At 61.1% G+C, this 17187-nt stretch carries 19 protein-coding genes and 1 tRNA gene; 5 read left to right on the top strand and 15 right to left on the bottom strand.

What is annotated here, in order from left to right; translation table 11 throughout:
* Positions 1–12 precede the first annotated feature (12 nt).
* From B3D39_RS05625 to B3D39_RS05600, 6 genes are all read right to left on the bottom strand, one after another.
* Positions 13–900 (bottom strand): ATP-binding protein, encoded by an 888-nt coding sequence (locus tag B3D39_RS05625; RefSeq protein WP_286789469.1) that lies wholly within the window; start codon positions 898–900, stop codon positions 13–15.
* The gene (locus B3D39_RS05620) at positions 900–1196 is read right to left on the bottom strand and encodes a hypothetical protein (protein WP_286789468.1); all 297 of its coding nucleotides are present in this window, start codon (positions 1194–1196) and stop codon (positions 900–902) included. The genes B3D39_RS05625 and B3D39_RS05620 overlap by 1 nt, the downstream gene beginning before the upstream one ends.
* The gene (locus tag B3D39_RS05615; protein WP_286789467.1) at positions 1193–1681 is read right to left on the bottom strand and encodes a hypothetical protein; all 489 of its coding nucleotides are present in this window, start codon (positions 1679–1681) and stop codon (positions 1193–1195) included. The genes B3D39_RS05620 and B3D39_RS05615 overlap by 4 nt, the downstream gene beginning before the upstream one ends.
* A gap of 10 nt (positions 1682–1691) precedes the next feature.
* A complete protein-coding gene (locus B3D39_RS05610) occupies positions 1692–1901 on the bottom strand; it encodes a helix-turn-helix transcriptional regulator (RefSeq protein WP_286789466.1) in 210 nt (69 codons plus the stop codon).
* Positions 1902–2107: 206 nt separating this feature from the next.
* A complete protein-coding gene (locus tag B3D39_RS05605; RefSeq protein WP_286789465.1) occupies positions 2108–3970 on the bottom strand; it encodes a 7-cyano-7-deazaguanine synthase in 1863 nt (620 codons plus the stop codon).
* A complete protein-coding gene (locus tag B3D39_RS05600) occupies positions 3967–4755 on the bottom strand; it encodes a hypothetical protein (RefSeq protein ID WP_286789464.1) in 789 nt (262 codons plus the stop codon). Before B3D39_RS05600 ends, B3D39_RS05605 begins: the two co-directional genes overlap by 4 nt.
* Before the next feature lie 162 nt (positions 4756–4917).
* Between B3D39_RS05600 and B3D39_RS05595 the strand changes: the two genes are divergently transcribed.
* The 5 genes from B3D39_RS05595 (at position 4918) to B3D39_RS05575 (ending at position 9692) form a co-directional block, all read left to right on the top strand.
* On the top strand, positions 4918–6096 hold the full coding sequence (locus tag B3D39_RS05595; RefSeq protein WP_286789463.1) for a Fic family protein: 1179 nt from the start codon (positions 4918–4920) through the stop codon (positions 6094–6096).
* A gap of 11 nt (positions 6097–6107) precedes the next feature.
* Positions 6108–7085, top strand: a complete 978-nt coding sequence (locus B3D39_RS05590; protein ID WP_286789462.1) for a hypothetical protein — start codon at positions 6108–6110, stop codon at positions 7083–7085.
* A gap of 371 nt (positions 7086–7456) precedes the next feature.
* Entirely contained in the window at positions 7457–7966 is a 510-nt protein-coding gene (locus tag B3D39_RS05585; protein ID WP_286789461.1) for a DUF2924 domain-containing protein, read from the top strand.
* Positions 7963–9300, top strand: coding sequence for a recombinase family protein (locus B3D39_RS05580; RefSeq protein ID WP_286789460.1), 1338 nt, complete (start codon positions 7963–7965; stop codon positions 9298–9300). Before B3D39_RS05585 ends, B3D39_RS05580 begins: the two co-directional genes overlap by 4 nt.
* Complete coding sequence (locus B3D39_RS05575) at positions 9297–9692, top strand: hypothetical protein (protein WP_286789459.1); 396 nt, start codon at positions 9297–9299, stop codon at positions 9690–9692. The genes B3D39_RS05580 and B3D39_RS05575 overlap by 4 nt, the downstream gene beginning before the upstream one ends.
* A gap of 1123 nt (positions 9693–10815) precedes the next feature.
* On the opposite strand, the gene B3D39_RS05570 is transcribed toward B3D39_RS05575, so the two are convergent.
* The 9 genes from B3D39_RS05570 to B3D39_RS05530 form a co-directional block, all read right to left on the bottom strand.
* Positions 10816–10908, bottom strand: a tRNA-Ser gene (locus tag B3D39_RS05570).
* A gap of 77 nt (positions 10909–10985) precedes the next feature.
* Positions 10986–11879: an acyl-CoA thioesterase II gene (gene tesB / locus B3D39_RS05565; RefSeq protein WP_286789458.1), complete on the bottom strand. Its 894-nt coding sequence runs from the start codon at positions 11877–11879 to the stop codon at positions 10986–10988.
* A gap of 195 nt (positions 11880–12074) precedes the next feature.
* Positions 12075–12344: an SEL1-like repeat protein gene (locus B3D39_RS05560; RefSeq protein ID WP_286789457.1), complete on the bottom strand. Its 270-nt coding sequence runs from the start codon at positions 12342–12344 to the stop codon at positions 12075–12077.
* 173 nt (positions 12345–12517) lie between these two features.
* Positions 12518–13150 (bottom strand): glutathione S-transferase N-terminal domain-containing protein, encoded by a 633-nt coding sequence (locus B3D39_RS05555; protein WP_286789456.1) that lies wholly within the window; start codon positions 13148–13150, stop codon positions 12518–12520.
* A 128-nt stretch (positions 13151–13278) separates the two neighbouring features.
* On the bottom strand, positions 13279–13629 hold the full coding sequence (locus tag B3D39_RS05550; RefSeq protein WP_286789455.1) for a hypothetical protein: 351 nt from the start codon (positions 13627–13629) through the stop codon (positions 13279–13281).
* Between the two features lie 112 nt (positions 13630–13741).
* On the bottom strand, positions 13742–14536 hold the full coding sequence (locus B3D39_RS05545; RefSeq protein ID WP_286789454.1) for a glutathione S-transferase N-terminal domain-containing protein: 795 nt from the start codon (positions 14534–14536) through the stop codon (positions 13742–13744).
* 9 nt (positions 14537–14545) lie between these two features.
* On the bottom strand, positions 14546–15091 hold the full coding sequence (locus B3D39_RS05540; protein ID WP_286789453.1) for a histone H1-like repetitive region-containing protein: 546 nt from the start codon (positions 15089–15091) through the stop codon (positions 14546–14548).
* Between the two features lie 219 nt (positions 15092–15310).
* On the bottom strand, positions 15311–16795 hold the full coding sequence (gatB, locus tag B3D39_RS05535) for an Asp-tRNA(Asn)/Glu-tRNA(Gln) amidotransferase subunit GatB (protein WP_286789499.1): 1485 nt from the start codon (positions 16793–16795) through the stop codon (positions 15311–15313).
* A 38-nt stretch (positions 16796–16833) separates the two neighbouring features.
* The coding region (locus tag B3D39_RS05530) for an amidase family protein (protein ID WP_286789452.1) at positions 16834–17187 on the bottom strand (354 nt) is incomplete at its 5' end.

The raw sequence follows: 17187 nt of genomic DNA, 5'->3' as shown, positions 1-17187 counted from the left end.
GGGTCTCCTCGTTCAGGCGTTTTCGGAATGGGTGGGGGCGTCGGAGGTCGGCGCCGTCGCGGCCGGGGGCGGGCTGCGATAGGCCAGCCGCTCGGAGGCGGGCTTCAAGGGGCCGCGGATCTTGGCCATCAGGCGGCCGAGATGCGGCTCCTCGATCAGGTCGAGACGGCCGGATCGATCCTTCGCCGGGAAGTTCCAGGGGTTGATCGTCTGGCAGACGAAGGCACGGTACGGCGCGCCGGACTCGTCCTTGATCTCCGCCATCGTCAGGACTTCATCGACGATGCCCGGCAGCTCGAGGCCGGTCTTCGAGCCGTCGATCTGCGGCTGGAAGATGCGCCGATTGAAGTCGTCGAGCTTCTCGTCGAGGATCCCGACGAACCAGACGTTCTTCGCCCGCGTGTGCTGGAGATGCGTGAGCCACGCGATCATCTCGCGGCCGTGCAGGCCGTAGGCGCCGCGCACATCGGGCTTGCCGGTCTTCTCCGAGAACGCCTCGGGCTGCCCCTTGCACCATTGGAAGCAGAGCCGGCCGGCGACGGTGATCGAGTCGATGAAGACCGTGTGGTAGCGGTCGAGCGAAGCCGGATCGCCGAAGCGCTCGCACACCGCCGCGAAGTGGGCCTCGCTGTAGACCTGGTCGTCCCGCAGCGCCGGATTGGGGCCGCCGATGAAGACCGCGAAGTCGCGGCATTCGGCCCATGTGCGCGGGCGGACGCTGTCGCCGGACCATCCCTCGATGGCGAGGTCGCCCGCCTCCAGATCGATGAACAGCGTGGTGGCGGAGTCGAGCGTCCAGAGAAGCGAGGTCTTGCCGATCCCGGACTTGCCGAAGATCGTGCCCTTGATGCCGCGCGGCTCGGCGAGCCGCTGATCGGCGGAGATGATCGGAAGGGCCATCACTTGCCTCCCTTCGCCGCGATCAAGGCGTCGACCGCGATGTCCGCTCCCAGCGCGCCGGCCTTGCGGGCCTCGTCGTGGAGGGTGCGCACCGCGTCGATCTCGCGGTAGAGAGCCGATGCCTGCTCGTTCAGCCCGATGAGGGCGAAGGCCAGGTCGTCGATCGAGGCCGCCCCGACCGGCTTGACGGTCTCGTCGCGACGCTCGCCAAGGGCCGGCACCCGGATGGTCTCGGGCAGCTTGTCCAGCCCGAAATGTTGCTCGCGGAGCATCGCGAGCTTCTTTGTGATGCTCATGACGTCACCTCGGTGTTCAGGGACAGACGGAAGCTGGGCTTGCCGGTGCGGACGGTGCGCGCGTCCTCGAAGGCGGAGCGGATGTGGCTCGGCCAGGCCGCGAATTTGCGCTCGGGCACCTTGATCGCGACATCGACGTATTCGGTGGGGTCGTCGCCCTCGGCCCGGATGCGTTCGACGAGAGCGGCGAGCTTGTCCTGGTCCCAGTCGACGCGCTTCGGCAGGTCGGCGATCACGGTGACCGCACCGTCATCGAAGCGGATGGTCCCGGTGTCCTTGCCGGCCGCTTGGCGCGTTGCGTGGGCACGATCGCCGTACTTGAGCGCGACGGCCCCATCGAGCCAGTCGCAGACGGTCTTGGCGCGGCGCAGGGCGTCGGCGGCCTCGTCCTGCAGGAGGGCGAGCTGCTCGGCGGGCAGAGCGGCGATGTCGCCGACGGCCATGCGCCGGAGCTCATCGAGGGAGATGCGGTTGGAGATCGTCATCACCACCCCCTCATGCTGCAGGCTTGCTGGGGTGGTCGGCGGTGCTCGCCCGGATCTGGTCGCGCTCGTACTCCTCGACGTCTTCGAGGCGATACACGACGCGACCGCCGAGCTTGACGAAGCGCGGGCCTTCGCCCGTCCAGCGCCACCGCTCAAGCGTTCGGTGGCTGATGTTCCAGCGAGCGGCGAGCTCGATCTGGTTCAAATGCCTGAGTGACATGGGTGTAACTCCGTTGATGTGCCTTCCGCTTCATCCAGCCGCTTTGGAGCGCCTGGATATGCGAGCATTTTCAACGTGTTACGGGCGATGATATATAATCAGGCCTCGTCTTTCTTGTGACGTCGGCGCACGAAAAAGCCCCGGAATCCGGGGCTTTCAGCGGGCGAGTTGTGACGTCGGGTAGATCGGGCCGTGACGTAATCGGCTCAAGCTTGTGATGTGACTGCGGTATCGACCCGGATGTCCCCGACCGAGACCTCCCGCCATTCGGGGTTCAGGCGATAGCCAGCGCGCTCCTTCGTTTGGACAAACGAATCTTGGTCCAGTGGGATGCCGAGCGTCACGGTCAGCGGTTCGATGGCCTTTCGCAATCGCCCAAGTTGCTGACGCATCGACTGGTCGCTGACGCCAAGTCGGTCCGCCAAGTCGGTGGCGGGTAAGAAGGGGACGTCTGCTCTTTGCCTCTTGGCTTCCCGAAAGTTCTCGATCAGCGCTTCGATCACGCGGAAATTCGCACCTTCAAGGTAATGGCTTCCCTGAAACAGAACGCGCTTGGCGTCCTGGTCGAAAGCGAATTCGAGGACAGGGGCGCCAAGGCGATCCATGAATGCCTTGGCCTGTACGTCGTAATCGGAAGGCGGCGGCGCTTCGATGTGGCCCCGGCTGAAACAGGTTGCCAGCAACGAGCCGGACGGCAACTCGCTCCGGTACAACGGACCTATATGCTCGGAAACCGCTGTGGTGATGACCTCCTCGACCGATTTCGCATGACGCTGAAAGAGGTCGTAGACGTGGTCGCCCGCGTCTTGGGTGGACAGGCCGGCGAAACGGTCGAGCGCCGATACCACCTCGGGGAAGTCCACGAGAAACCGCTCCTTGGGGGTTGCCGCAACCCTTTGGAAGAACGAAACGTAGCTCAGGGCCATGCGCAGATCGTCATCGGCACTGCGATCGGCGAGGAGAAGGTCACGCATGTAGTTCTCGGCCGGCTCGTGGTCTCCCATGCCTGCAGCGAGCACGGCGAAGCGCCGGTCTATGCACTGCGAACAGACGCCACAATGTTTCTGCTTTTCGGTCCATTTTCGTGGACGGGTGCAACTGACAGTCTCGCCGAGCATGTCGGCCATGCCCGCTTCTTTGATTTTCTGAGTCACCTCCTTCTTGGTCAGCCACTGCAGCGGTGTTTGGATCTCGATCTGGCGGTCCAAGAGCAGTGAGAACAATGCCTCCAATCCGCGCAGCACCTTCGGGTGCGTAGTGCGCGTAGCACGGCCGCCGACGACATCGCCCGCCAATGGTGGATTGATGCTGACGACGCCGTTCTCATAGAAGCTGAACTTGTCCTTTCCGGACATCCTCGCGACCACGAGCCCAAGGCAGGCAAAAAGGAAGGACCGCGTTCGCTGTGTGAATTCCCGAGCCCGCTCATTTTCATTACTGACCCAAACCGGAATGTAGGAAACCCGTCGATCTAAACCCCGCTGCCTCAGACCTTGAATCAGGTTCTCCTGGACCGCGCGGACCTTGGTGGAAGAGTAATGCCCGACAAGCGTGACCGATTTCCCGAGGGTAACAATGTCGTTGACCGCCCCTGCGAACGAATCCACGCCCCCGGAGAACAAGGCGACCTCGTCATGCTCCGCTGACGCATCAAGGAGCTCTGGAAAGTACAGCTCCCGTGGCTGGACTGGAGCCTCGGCTATTCGAAAATCAAACTCGTAGCTGTCGTCCGACAAGAAGCCGAGAGTGTCAGCCAAAATTTCCTGTACGTCAGGATCCTGCCATGCTTCTAACTGGCGCACGGGGATAGAGAGGCGAAGGCTGCGCCGCCAACTCTCGCCGAAGTTCGTCAGTTTGTCAGAGCCCCGAACAAGCCGCTGATCTGCGCAGTAGACGTAAGCTGCCACTTCGAGCAGGTCGATCAACAAGTCTGGGACGTTTCCAAGCATCGTCCGGCTGATATAGTCGATGCGCAGATTGACGTTCTTGGCTGCGCCTTGGACATCCATAGCGATCGCGTCTGCCGCCGAGGGTTGAGAAGCACCGCATTCGATCAAGTACCGTTTCACGGTGCCCCCTTTCTGATGTCGAGTTCGATCCGCATTTTCTCAGCTGCATGGGCGGAGAATCGACGAACGTCGTCTCGCGATATCTGTTTGCCATCTCTGTAGTGGTTCTTGCCCAACCAATCTTTGGCGAAAGCGCGCATGATGAGGGCCGACTCGTCACAGTGGCGTCGGATGGAATCATTGAATGCACGGAGATCGTGAACAGATCGCGCGACCCTGCCGGAACCCACCATGTTGTGGATGTTTCGATCCACATAGTAGTGGATCACGCGTTCGACGAAGTTTGCATAAAAACGATGAGCAAGAGCCGCAAATTGCTCCGTTCCCTTGAGAGCTGCGACCGACGCCTGCACATCGGTTGCTGTTGGAGCCCATAGGGTCGGCAACGCGCCTCGAACTGCTTCGCCCAAAGCCGAGATGCCGGCACGGCGCGCTATCTCGCCAAGGTCTGTCGCCCCGGCGTGCAATCGCCTCTGAACCTTCTCAATAGCGCGATCATAGCTGACGAGCACATCTGATAGGGAAGCTGGCGCCATATCCGCCATGCCCAGATCATTGAGGTTGGCCGGGAAATCTTTCGAAGCGGCCGCCTGGGGCGTCCTGATAAGAAGCCAAAGGGCTTCAATGAATACAGCATCTTTCAGGGCACGCTTTAGCGCGTCCCGGCCAACCTCGGTGACTTGGTCAACCAGATCCTCGGTAGGCGTGCCGCCAGCCACCAGGTACCTGACGATCTCAGGTAGCAGGCGGTGCGCGGGCAATTTTCCGAGGCGCTGATGACCCATAGCGTTTGCCTATAGGCCGCCAGGCTGTTGCGCCCTAGGTCGGGCGTGGGCCCCATGAATCCTCGACACCATGCAGAACCTTTCGTAAGGATCGGGACAAAGAAAGGATTTCATGGTATCCTTTCTTTCCGATAATGCCAAGGAAAGGATCCTTTCTCAACCATGGCTGCAGAACAGGAGCCCTCGAGGCTTGGGCAGAAGGTGACCATCTCGACGGCCGGAGAGAAGGCGGAAGCGTTTGTGCCCCCGCGCTTGCCGCCGGCTCCGGCGGTGCAAATGGACGCGCTCTACCGGCGACTTGAGAGCGCGAACCGCGCGCTCGGGCGGCTCGACGGGGTCACATCGATCCTGCCCGACACCCCGCTGTTCCTCTATATGTACGTGCGAAAAGAGGCTCTACTCTCGTCGCAGATCGAGGGCACGCAATCGTCGCTCTCCGATCTCCTGCTCTTCGAGAGCGAGGAGGCGCCCGGCGTGCCGCTCGACGACGTGCAGGAGGTGTCGAACTACGTCGCCGCGATGAACCATGGTCTCGCACGGATCCGAGAGGGCTTTCCGATCTCGCTCCGGCTCATTCGTGAAATCCACGATATCCTGTTGTCGAAGGGCCGGGGCAGCACCAAGCAGCCCGGCGAGTTCCGGCGATCCCAGAACTGGATCGGAGGGACCCGCCCCGGAAATGCGCTCTTCGTGCCGCCGCCCCCCGAAAACGTCTTGGACCTGATGTCCGATCTTGAGGCGTTCATCCATGCCGAGACGGTCGAGATCCCGTCCCTCATCAAAGCGGGACTGGTCCACGTCCAGTTTGAAACCATTCACCCATTCCTCGATGGCAATGGGCGATTGGGGCGGCTCCTGATAACTTTTCTTCTCTGCACCCAGGGCATCCTCAAGGAGCCGATCCTTTACCTCAGCCTCTATTTCAAAACGCATCGTCGGCAGTACTACGATCTACTTCAGGGCGTGCGAGAGCGCGGCGATTGGGAAACCTGGCTCGAGTTCTTTCTGGATGGCATCACCGAAACGTCACTGCAGGCTGCCGAAGCTGCGCGCGAGATCTTGAGCTTGTTCGAAGCTGACCGGCAGCGGATCGAGAGCCTAGGCCGCCCAGCCGCGTCAGCGCTGCGTGTCCACCAGCTTCTCCAGCAGAAGCCGATTGTCGGGATCCCCGACGCCGCGCAGAAGCTAGGAATTTCAGCCCCGACGATCGCCAAGTCTATACAGCACCTAGAAAGGCTTGGGATCATCCGCGAGATCACAGGAAAGCAGCGCGGGCGAATGTTCGTGTATAGCGATTATCTGGCAATCCTCAGCCGCGGCACGGAGCCGCTCGGACGGTAGCGGAGCTATGAATGTCTCTTTACAAGCGCATAACTGAGACCGGCACCTTATCCGAGCCAAACGGCGTCCCGAACCCGATCTACGCTTTGCCGTCTACAATAAACTGGATGCGTGCCCTGCGCATACTTGTGGAAAAGCAGGACTTCAAACCGAGCGTGGTGGCTTCGTTTTACTCAGGCATGGGCCGCCGAAAGGCGAGCGCCCACGAAGAAAACACAATTCTGGAGCAACTGCTCTTTGCACTCCATCAGTGTTCGGCCTTGCAGGCGCTGCGGCTTATCCCGCGAAAATCTGATGTAGCCCGGGTCGGCATCGTTTCATGGTACTACGGCGTTTATGCTGCCGCATCGGCTATGGTCGCAGCCCAAGACGGATCATTTCAAGATGACCATACTGGGACCGCAGGGGTCTGGGATCGCCAGATTGCAGCGCGCGGCTTGATGATGCCGCCATTCGACCTGCGCGTGTCGACGCTCGTCAAAAAGGACTGTGACAATGAGCTATCAGCTTTGCTCACGGTCCCGCGTTTCGATCTAGCCGGGTCAGCCCCAACAACAGTCGACCAAGCTCGCGGTGCTGCCCATGCATATCTGTCTGGTAGCGCAGGCTGGTGGCGCTGGAAAGTAGAGGAAGACGTCAGGACGTCGCGAGATTATCGCGCGCTTGGCGTTTCCGATTTCCGTTCGAAGGCGGCCCGCGAGCTTCGAGACAAACGTCTTGCTACACGTAGCGTCGGATTTCTCCATCAAGCATCTAGGTATCGTGGCAAGGCAAATTATCGAGAGGCGCTTTTTCTAGGGTATGGCACTACCATCGAGTCCAGGCTGTCTGGATACATCGATGACCTTTCAATAGTTCTTGAAGCATTCGTTGCCGCCGCGGGGGTATTCTGTTCTCGTCGGCTGGACGCCGCGATCTGGAGCGAATTTGTCCAAGACATCGAGCGCATGCGCGCTTTTTCGATGTCACCACACGACCTTTGGGGATGATGTCATGCGGGAAGGGGTTTGGCGCAACGGATACTTACGATTGTTTTTGAATGATTGCGCAGAATCTCGATAACCAATTGAATATACTTGTTTTTTGTCGCGTTGTGACTACCGTTTCGCCAGCCATCTTCTGTTGCGAACGGTCTCATGCAAGACGCCCGATCCGGTCCAAACCCTCTTTTGCCCGCCCGTCTGTTGGCGGACGAACGCCTCGATGAACTCGCGCATATTCTTGCTGCGGGGCTGAGGCGTATCCTGCCAGAACAGTCCAGTTCTTTATCTGCAGCTGGCGAAGACAGTTCATTCGACATTCTCGCCCTCAAACGCCGTGTTGGTCGTCGCAAACCGAGCAACCGAGTTGGAGGGCAATGATGCCAGGAACAAAGAGAAAGACTGACGCCGCGCCATGGCGGGCGGGCGAACGCGACGCGGCGGACGCGAGCGTGGTCACACAGCTTGCAGCGCTGAAGCGAATGACGGTGGTCGAACTGAAGGCGAAGTGGGAAAGCCTCTTCGGCACGCCCGCTCCGAACAACAGCCGCAGTTACCTCGAGCTGAGGCTCAGCTACCGGGTCCAGGAACTGACCCTCGGCGGCCTGTCCCGCGAAACGCGGCGGACGCTGGACCTGCTGGCCGACGAGATCGAGGGCCGGGTCGGGCGCAAGACGATCATCGCGGATTCCCGCAACCCGGTGGTCGGCACCCGCCTCGTGCGTGAATGGGACGGGGTGGAGCACACCGTCACAGTGATGAAGGACGGCTTCGACTGGCAGGGGCGTAAGTTCAAGTCGCTGTCGGCGGTGGCGCGGGCGATCACCGGCACGCAGTGGAACGGCTATCGCTTCTTCGGCTTGCGCGAGGCACGGGGGGACGACCGATGAGCCGTCATCATGAAGCCGTCGCGGTCGTTGCGCGCCGCCAGCGCTGCGCCATCTATACCCGCAAGTCGAGCGAGGAAGGGCTCGACATGGAGTTCAACAGCCTCGACGCCCAGCGCGAGGCTTGCGAGGCCTTCGTGACGAGCCAGAAGGCGGAAGGCTGGGCCACCATTCGCGAACGCTACGACGATGGCGGCTTCTCAGGTGGCACGCTGGAACGGCCCGGCCTGAAGCGTCTCATTCAGGACGTCGAAGCCGGTCTGATCGATGTGATCGTGGTCTACAAGATCGACCGGCTATCGCGCTCGCTGATGGACTTCGCCAAGCTGGTCGAGATCTTCGACCGCAATCAGGTGACCTTCGTTTCGGTCACGCAGTCGTTCAACACCACGACCTCGATGGGCCGCCTGACCCTGAACATCCTCCTCAGCTTCGCGCAGTTCGAGCGGGAGGTGATCGGCGAGCGCATCCGCGACAAGGTCGCGGCATCCCGCAAGCGCGGCATGTGGATGGGCGGTCACGTCCCGCTGGGCTACGACGTACGCGACCGCAAGCTCGTGGTCAACGAGGCCGAGGCCGCGACGGTCCGGATGATCTTCGAGCGCTTCGTCGCCATCGGCTCCGCCACGACGCTGGCGAAAGCGCTCGCGGCCGAGGGCGTTCTGAACAAGCGCGGCAAGCCGATCGACAAGGGCTTCCTCTACAAACTAATCAACAACCGGGTCTACCTCGGGGAAGCCGTGCACAAGGGCACGGCCTATCCCGGCGAGCACGAAGCCATCATCGATCAGGCCCTCTGGGACAAGGTTCACAGCATCCTGCAGGAGAGCCCGCGCCTGCGGGCGAAGAACACCCGCCGCCAGACGCCAGCCCTGCTGAAGGGGATCATCTTCACCGAGACGGGCACGGCGATGACGCCGACGGCGACGAAGAAGGGCACGCGCCTCTACCGCTACTATGCGTCGATGGACCTGATCCGAAACCGCCCGACCGGCGACGCCTCGGGCCCGCTGCGCTTGCCCGCAGGCATGGTCGAGGACGCCGTGGTCGGCGAAATCCGCCGCATGATCCGCGCGCCCGAGATCGCGGCGCGGACAATAAAGGCCCTTCGCGAAGAGAGCTCGGCCGTCGATGAGAAGGCGGTTGTCCAGGCCTTCGGCGAGTTCGACCAGATCTGGGCGGCGCTCTATCCGGCGGAGCAGACCCGCATCGTCCAGCTTCTGGTCGAGCGGGTGACCGTCGGCGAAGACGGCATCGCCGTCGATCTGCGCCATGAGGGGCTGGGCTCGGTCCTGCGGGACATGATGGCCGCCCACCAGACGGAGGCCTGTGCATGACCGCCTCGACGAAGACCATCCGGGTCGTCATCCCCCTGACGATCCGCAAACGCAATGGGCGGCCGAAGATCCTCCCGCCCGACGAGGTGACGATCCGGGACGGCCGGTCGCAAGACCCTCATGTGCTGCGCGCCATCGCCCGCGCTTGGAACTGGCGGCGGCAGCTGGAATCCGGTGCCGCTTCCACCATTCAGGATATCGCTGCGGCCGAGAAGGTCTCCGACCGGTTCGTGAGCCGAATGATGCGGCTCGCCTATCTGTCGCCGGAGGTGCTCGAACACCTCGTCATCAGGCGCGTGCCACCGGCGCTGTCGCTGAACGACCTTGTCGCTGTCGCCGACCAGCCGTGGGCGGAGCAGATGGATATGGTGTTCGAGTTGTCCGAAACGTAGACTCGTTTAAGCGCCGACATCTGCTCGGCTTTCATGATGAAATTGGGGGCCAGCGGATCGCAAATGAGTAGCGTCGCGCGTATACTGACTGCTGAGATTGCAGCAAATTTTCAAAGACTCGTTCAGCCCAGCACCATCGCAATTTATGCGTCCCATGGGTCGAGGCCAGATACGCCAGTTCAGGTCGGTACGGGGTTTCTGATAAAGCATCAATCAAGGCCGGTCTTGATCACCGCAAAGCACGTTTTACGAGGTCATGCGTTCAACGACGATCCGGCCGAGAAAGCCGTGCACATAAATGGCCGTTGGGTTTACGTGGGTGACGGTGCTCGAACACTCGTTGAACCAATGGGCCGGGATCTATCCGTTATGTTCATGGATGAGTTCTCGCTGGACCGGTGTTTGGATGCCCCGACTTCAGTATCACTTGGCTCCGCGATAATCACGATGGGAGGTTATCTCTGCCGAGATTTCAAGAGATCTGGGAACACGCTGCGCCCCGCTCCACGCGTGTACACGAACGTGGCCGCTCCCGCCGCGCCAGGCATGATAGGATTGCGGCACCCCAAGCGCCGAAACGTCAATACGTCTACGGGCGTTTCAGCGGTATCGCCGACCCCCAGAGGACTTTCCGGTGGCCCTATGGTAGACAGCTTGGCCCTGCTCAAGGGCGCCGTCGTTCTTTCGGGCGTTCTCACCGAAATGAGCAATGGAAGCGCACGAGGGGAGGACGTCGGCATCATCACCCAAGCAATTGCTGCTCTGTGAACCGCCGACCGATCCCGATGCTTCACGACGCATGACAACCTCATCGATCACTTGGGGCTGCGGCGCGCTTCGCCATAGAACGCCTACCTCGCGTTCTCTGGACGCCGACGCCAACCGCGAGAACGGCTGCAAAATGTGCGCCCACGCAGAGCGCGGAACTTGCTGAAAACGTTGGTGTGCGCGAAACCGAACCGGGCCGGACGAGGTTCGCTCGGTTAGAGACGGATGGCCGTTCAGAGACGGAAATTGGACCCGGCGTCAGTCTCCGAGGTTCGGATGGCGTACGCAAACCCCTTTGAAACAAAAAGAAAAAGGCCCGCGGGCGGGGCCTCATCTCAGGTTTGCTACAAGATAATGGCGGAGAGGATGGGATTCGAACCCACGGTACAGCTTTACACTGTACAACGGTTTAGCAAACCGCCGCCTTCAGCCACTCGGCCACCTCTCCGGCTCCCCGTGTATGCCCAAGATTACCGGCCGCATCAAGGCCAATGTCTTTGGATAAAAGGGGATTTGCTTACCGGCTCAGCCCTTCGGGCCGCCCCGGTAGCGGATAAGTCCTTCCTGTGCCACCGATGCGACGAGCTTCCCGTCACGCGTATATATGCTGCCCCGGTTGAAGCCGCGCGCGCCCGAAGCGCTGGGGCTGTCCTGGGTATAGAGCAGCCAGTCATCGGTGTGGAAGGGCGCATGGAACCACATCGCATGGTCGAGGCTCGCCGACTGCAGCTTGCCCGACACCCAGCTTACGCCGTGCGGCCGGATGCAGGTATCGAGCAGCGTCATGTCCGAGGCATAGGCAAGAATGCACTGGTTGAGCGGTATGTTGTCCCCAACGCCCTTGCGCGCGCGAAACCAGACATGCTGCACCGGCTCCATCGGCGCGGGATCGATATAATCCTGCGGATTGACTGGACGGATTTCGATGGGCCGCGGCCTCGAAAAATGCACGCGGATGGCTTCCGGCAGCTTGTCTTCGATGGCCTTGCGCAGTTCCCGTTCATTGGGCAGATCTTCGGGCTGCGGCACATCCGGCATCGTCGACTGGTGCTCGAAGCCTTCTTCCTGCACCTGAAAAGACGCCGCGAGGTTGAATATCTGCTTTCCATGCTGGATCGCAACGACGCGCCGCGTCGTGAAGCTCTTGCCGTCGCGCGCCCGGTCCACCTCGTAAACGATCGGGATCTTGGGGTCGCCCGGCCGGATGAAATAGGCATGGAGGGAGTGACACACGCGCTCCTCCACCGTGCGATAGGCGGCGACCAAGGCCTGTCCGATCACCTGTCCGCCGAACACGCGCTGCCAGCTCACATCCGGGCTGTGACCGCGAAACAGGTTCATCTCGATCTGCTCGAGATCGAGCAGGTCGATCAGGTCCTCGACTGGATTCTTGTCGGCTTGCTGCGAAGCGTCGGTCATGGCCACTCCTGGGGAAAGCGGGAGGAAAATGTCCCGTTGACGCCGGGGCACCGGCGGATGAGGACAGGTTTCCGGGTGGCCGGAAGATAAGCGGAGTGGCGTGGCGTGTCACCGCCTTTTCGCACCCGCGAAGAGAGCGGAATCTCCGTTTAACGGAGCTCAGCCCTCGATAATTTTTCTTTTGAAATCAGCGACTTACTGATGTGCCAGCCACTCGCGCGCCTGCCGCTGCGCTTCCGCGATCTCGGCCGGCGACATCTCCGCCGCCAGTTCGGCCCGGCAGCTTCGCGCCGCATCGCTGCCCTTCATGGCCGCAAGATTGAACCACTTGTGCGCCGTCACCAGATCGACGTCCACGCCGCGTCCTGTGGAATACATCAGCCCCAGATTGTAAAGCGCGTCGCACTTGCCGCCTTCCGCGGCAAGCTCGCTCTTCTCGACATTATCGAGTTGCATGCGAGCCATGTGCTGTCTCCTCGTCTTCGAGGCTTCAAGCCTGTTGTTGCCCTTGGACGGAGCCCCCCTCCGTCCCTGACCTCAACTCTCCATAGCTGCGCTGAAAAATTGGTTAACGACGCGCTCACCATGCCGATCCCGGTGAGCGGTCGTGACAAAAACCCGAAACGATGTCCCGAAGGTCACACCTTCGGAACGTCCATGCCTCTTTGCACGGCAGGCCGCGCACCGACCTCTTCGAGCCAGCGTCTTACATTCGCTCCCTCGCCCACCACGTCGGGCTTCGCCTGGGCAATGAGATCGAAGGCAACTTTCAGCCAGGGATAGGTCGCCATGTCGGCGATCGAATAATCGCCGCCCATGAACTGCGACTCGCCCAGCCGCTTGTCGAGCACCTTGATGAGCCGCGCCGCTTCACCGACATAGCGGTCGATCGCATAGGGAATTTGCTCCGGCGCGGTATTGATGAAGTGGTTCGCCTGCCCGAGCATCGGCCCCACACCGGCCATCTGCCACATCAGCCATTCGAGCGTCTTCGCCCTCTGCTCGCCCTTCGGCGCAAGGAACTTTCCGGTCTTCTCCGCGAGATAGATCAGGATCGCGCCGCTCTCGAAAATGGAAACCGGACCGCTATCAGCGTCCCTGTCCACGATAGCCGGAATGCGATTGTTCGGGCTGAGCTTCAGGAAGTCCGGCGCAAACTGCTCTTCCTTGCCGAGATTCACCGGATGCACCTCATAGGGCAGCCCCGTCTCCTCCAGCATGATGGATACCTTGCGGCCGTTCGGCGTCGTCCATGTATAGAGATCGATCATCGCATTCCGCCCTTCGCATTTGCGGAATGCGGACTTCCATCCCGCGCCCCGCGATTATTGGTCGAGCGCATATGGGGAGGAGAAGCGGCGCAAACGAGTCCTGTGCGGACGTCTGGCGCCATGTAATGTCAGTATTCGACCGTCACTTCGACATGATGGTGCCGATGCTTCGCGCAGACATAAGGGACAATTTGGTATTCACCCGCCGCAAGCTCCGTACCGACCGCCATTTCGGGTAGAAGAAAATCGCCGACCGTATTGCCGCTCTGATCGACGATCGAGAAGCCGTAGGTGCCGTACATGACCCGAACCACCTTGCCGTCTTCCGGCAGCTTGAGCGAGCGGCCCCACTTCGTTTGCGTGCCGTAAGCGTCCTTCATGATGCGGCTGCCTGTCGCTGTCGTCGTTTCGGCGCTCGCAGTTGCAGCAAGAAACGTAACCGCCACGGCAGCCAGGATGGAAATCGAAACGGGACGCATGCAGATTACCCCCGGGTTGGGCGCATGAGAGGCGCCAAAGGCAAACAGCGCCCCCGGTTTCCCGGAAGCGCTGCAAGCTTAACATAAGGGAACGGGACGATCAGCCCCGCCCCTATTTTTGTGCGCGTTGCCCGAACAGCACTTTTCGTGCGCGTTCGGCCTCTTTGGATTTGTCCCCGATGGTGCCCCGTCGCCACTCGCGACCGAGAGCAAATCCCCTCTGGACGGCCGGACGGGCGCCGACCCGCTCAAACCAGTCTTTCAGGAATGGGAAATCGTCTAGCCGCTGGCCCTGGTTCTTGTAGGGTACGATCCAGCCCCAGCAGGCAATATCGGCAATCGAGTACCGGCCGGCGAGATAGTCCCGGTCCTTCAGGCGCTTGTTCATCACGCCATAGAGCCGGTTCACCTCGTCGGTATACCGCTTGATTGCATAAGGGATCTTTTCCTGAGCGTACTGGCGGAAGTGATGGGCTTGACCCGCCATCGGGCCAAGCCCAGCCATCTGCCAGAACAGCCATTGGTCGACCTCAACTCTCGAGCGCTCGCTTGCCGGATAGAACTTGCCCGACTTGCGTCCGAGATATTGAAGGATAGCCCCCGACTCGAAGATAGAGATCGGTTTCCCCCCTGGACCCTTCGGGTCCACGATGGCTGGCATCCGGTTGTTCGGCGCGATCTTCAGAAAGGACCGCTTGAACTGGTCACCAATACCGATATTCACCGGCTTCACCGTATAGGGCAGCCCACACTCCTCCAGCATGATCGAAACCTTCCAGCCATTTGGCGTTGGCCAGTAATAGAGTTCGATCGGCTTGGCGTTGCCCCGCTCGGAAGCGGGACGTCGCCTAGCTGAGGAGCGTTTCGCCGCCGCCTTAGCGGGTTTTGACCGGCGCGTATCGCTCATGTCGGCTGCTTATGCCGCCTTCTTGCGCGCTGCGGGCTTACGCTTCGCAGCAGGCTTCCGCTTCGCGGGCGCCTTCTTCGCGGCGGGCTTGCGGGCGACCGTCTTGCGAGCAGTCGTCTTGCGAGCCGTGGTCTTGCGAGCGGTCGTCTTCTTGGCCGCAGGCTTCCGCTTGGCAGGCGCCTTCTTTGCGGCGGTCTTCTTGGCTGCCGGCTTCTTGGCAGCGGCCTTCTTCGCCGCAGGCTTCTTCGCAGCCGTCTTCTTGGCTGCGGGCTTCTTCGCCGCGGGCTTCCGCTTGGCGGGCGCCTTCTTCGCGACGGTCTTCTTCGCGGTAGCCTTCTTCACCGCCGTCTTCTTGGCGGCCGGCTTCTTCGCCGTGGTCTTCTTCGCGGCGGGCTTGCGCTTCGCCGGAGCCTTCTTCGCCGCGGTCGTCTTCGCGGCAAGCTTCTTCACCGTCTTCTTCGCAGCCGGCTTCTTCTTCGCAGCAGGCTTCTTGGCCGCAGGCTTCTTGGCCGCAGCGGCCTTCGGCTTAGCTTTCGTCTTCGTGGTGGTAGCCATGTTTCTCTAGCTCCTGATGTGCCGTTTCGTTTGGCGACAATCCATGTACTCGCAACGCACACACTGCTAGCGCCCTCGTACCCCTCAGGCGCGCATCAACAATATGAGCGCGTAAAAAGCGCTCGGCAACACAATGCAACAGATTTGTGCACGCGTGGTCGCGCCACTCTCCGGGGAAAGTGGTTACCAAACGGTTCACCGGGAGGCCGGAATTTTTCGTCAGTCGTCGGACGAAAGGCCGAGTTTCTTCGCGAGAATTTCGTTGACGACGCTCGGATTTGCCTTGCCAGACGTGGATTTCATGACTTGGCCGACAAACCAGCCCGCAAGTTGAGGCTTGACTTTCGTTTGCTCGACTTTATCGGGGTTGGCCGCGATCACGGCGTCGATTGCCGCTTCGATAGCCCCAAAATCCGTTACCTGCTGCAGACCTTCTTCCTCGACGATTTTGGCCGGGTCACGACCCGTTTTGTACATCGAATCAAAAACCTGCTTCGCGATTCGTCCCGAGATCGTCCCGTCCGAGATGAGGTCGATGAGCTCTCCGAGCTGTTTCGAGGACACCGGAGTGTCCTCGATCGAGTGCCCTTCGCGGTTCAGGGCACCGAACAATTCGCCCGTCACCCAGTTCGCGGCGAGCTTTGCGTCGCGCCCCTTCGCAACCGCTTCGAAGTAGTCCGCGCGCGCGCCTTCGCCGATCAGGACGGTCGCGTCATAGGGTGAAAGTCCATATTCGGAAATCAGCCGCGCCTTCTTGTCGTCCGGAAGTTCCGGCAGCGACGCGGCGATCTCGTCCACCCAGTCCTGCGTGAATTCGAGCGGCAGAAGGTCGGGATCGGGGAAGTAGCGATAGTCATGCGCCTCTTCCTTGGAACGCATGGAGCGCGTTTCGCCCGTCTTCGGATCGAAAAGGCGCGTCTCCTGGTCGATCTTTCCGCCTTCTTCCAGAATTTCGATCTGGCGGCGCGCTTCGTGCTCGATCGCCTGCCCGATGAAGCGGATCGAGTTCACATTCTTGATTTCGCAGCGCGTACCGAGCTTTTCGCCGACTTTCCGCACCGAAACATTAACGTCGGCGCGAAGGCTGCCCTCTTCCATGTTCCCATCGCAAGTGCCGAGATAGCGCAGGATGGTGCGCAGCTTCGTCACATAGGCCTTGGCCTCGTCGGCGGAGCGCATGTCCGGCTTCGACACGATTTCCATCAGCGCAACGCCCGACCGGTTGAGATCGACGAAGCTCATGGCGGGATGCTGGTCGTGAAGGCTCTTGCCCGCATCCTGCTCGAGATGCAGCCGCTCGATGCCGACATGCACCACCCGTCCGTCCGGCATGTCGAGAATGACTTCGCCCTCGCCGACGACCGGATGCTTGAACTGCGAAATCTGATAGCCCTGCGGCAGATCCGGATAGAAGTAGTTCTTGCGGTCGAAGACGGAGCGAAGGTTGATCTTCGCCTTCAGGCCAAGCCCGGTGCGCACCGCCTGTTCCACGCAAAACCGGTTGATGACGGGCAGCATGCCCGGCATCGCAGCATCGACGAAACTCACCTGCGTGTTCTGTTCCGCGCCGAACTTCGTCGAGGAAGCAGAGAAAAGCTTGGCATTCGAGGAAACCTGCGCATGAACCTCGAGCCCGAGAATGATCTCCCAGTCGCCGGTCTGCCCCTGGATCAGGTCTTCCTTACGTGCCTCACGCACCTTCATCGTGCGCTCGAAATCGCTCACCATCGTCTCGGCCATGGTCACGCCCTCCACCACGCTTCGGCTTCCGCCGTGAAACCCGCTGCCTCTTCGATGGCGAACGCCGCGCGAAGCAGCGTCTCCTCGTCGAAGGTCCGTCCGATGAGCTGCAGCCCGAGCGGCAGCCCCTCCGAGGAAAGACCGGCAGGCACCGAAATGCCGGGCAGTCCTGCCAGATTCACCGTCACCGTGAACACGTCGTTCAGATACATGGAAAGCGGATCGTCCGTCTTTTCCCCGAGGCCGAATGCCGCCGAGGGCGCCGTCGGCGTCAGCAGCACGTCGGCTTCCGAGAAGGCTTCGGCGAAATCGCGCGCGATGAGCGTGCGCACCTTCTGCGCCTTCAGGTAATAGGC

It is taken from the genome of Thioclava sp. UBA3469, assembly GCF_002378135.1.
GTDB lineage: Bacteria > Pseudomonadota > Alphaproteobacteria > Rhodobacterales > Rhodobacteraceae > Thioclava > Thioclava sediminum.
The sequence above is the reverse complement of the archived record's forward strand: the minus strand, read 5'-3'. Positions and strand labels throughout refer to the sequence as shown.